Source organism: Blastococcus sp. CT_GayMR19 (assembly GCF_004570385.1).
Lineage (GTDB): Bacteria > Actinomycetota > Actinomycetes > Mycobacteriales > Geodermatophilaceae > Blastococcus_B.
Genome location: NZ_SPQL01000035.1, coordinates 1 through 1,470 on the forward strand (window position 1 = coordinate 1; position 1,470 = coordinate 1,470).

The following is a 1,470-nucleotide window of genomic DNA, read 5'->3' on the forward strand; positions in this document are numbered from 1 at the left end:
GCCGCAGCCGCGGCCGCCGCGGCGGCCGCGGCCGGGGCGCCCGCCCGGCCGGCGAGCAGCAGAACCACGGCGCTGCACCTCAGGCCCGGGCCCAGGTCCAGGCACCGGCGCGGGACGCCGTCCCCGCCGTCGTCCTGCCCGTCGGGAACGACGCCACCGTGCTGCCCACCGACACCACCTTCGAGGCTCTCGGCGTGCCCGCGCCGCTGGTCGAGGTGCTCACCGCGAGCGGCATCACCTCGCCGTTCCCGATCCAGGTCGCCACGCTGCCCGACAGCCTCTCCGGCCGGGACGTGCTCGGCCGGGGCCGCACCGGCTCCGGCAAGACGCTCGCCTTCGGCATCCCGCTGGTCGCCCGGCTCGCCACGTCCACGACGAAGCGCCAGCCGCGCCGACCGCGCGCGCTGATCCTCGTCCCGACCCGTGAGCTGGCCAACCAGGTCGCCGCCGTCGTCGACCCGATGGCCCGCGCGCTCGGGATGAAGACCACCACGATCTTCGGCGGCGTCGGCCAGAACCCGCAGGTCTCGGCGCTCGCCGGGGGCCTGGACGTCGTCATCGCCTGCCCGGGCCGGCTCGAGGACCTGATCCAGCAGGGCCACTGCGACCTGGGCGCCGTCGAGGTGACGATCCTCGACGAGGCCGACCACATGGCCGACCTCGGCTTCCTCCCGGGCGTGAAGCGGATCATGGACCGCACCCCGAAGGTCGGGCAGCGGATGCTCTTCTCCGCCACCCTGGACAACGGCGTCGACGTGCTGGTCAAGCGGTACCTGACCAACCCGACGACGCACTCGGTCGACCCGGCCGTCGCGCCCGTCTCGACGATGACCCACCACGTCTTCCGGGTCGACGCCGCCGACAAGGGGCGGATCGTCCAGGAGCTGGCGTCGGGCCTCGGCCGGACGGTCCTGTTCACCCGCACCAAGCACCAGGCGAAGAAGCTCGCCAAGCAGCTCACCGCCGCCGGCGTGCCCGCCGTCGACCTGCACGGCAACCTCAGCCAGAACGCCCGCGAGCGCAACCTCGAGGCGTTCAGCAGCGGCGAGACCCGGGTGCTGTGCGCGACCGACATCGCCGCCCGTGGCATCCACGTGGACGACGTCGCCATCGTCATCCACGTCGACCCGCCGGCCGAGCACAAGGCCTACCTGCACCGCTCGGGGCGCACCGCCCGGGCCGGGGCCGAGGGCGCCGTCGTCACCATCGCCACGCCCGACCAGGCCGGTGAGGTCCGCACGCTGACCCGGCAGGCGGGCATCAACCCCGAGGTCTCCGCCATCAAGCCCGGCGCCCGGGAGATCACCGCGCTGACCGGCCCGGCGGCCCCCTACGTCGAGCCCGCTCCGCTGCCGGCCGCACAGCCGCAGGGCCAGGGCGGCGGACGCCGCCGGTCCGGCGGCGGGTCGGGCAACGGCGGGTCGGGGAACTCGTCGGCCGCGAAATCGGGCGCCCGGAGCGGCTCGCGCG

1 protein-coding gene is annotated in these 1,470 nt (G+C 75.3%); it reads left to right on the top strand.

Annotated elements, in window-relative coordinates; genetic code table 11:
• Positions 1-1,470 (top strand): DEAD/DEAH box helicase (locus E4P39_RS22020; protein WP_245160040.1); only part of this gene is annotated, 1,470 nt, incomplete at both ends.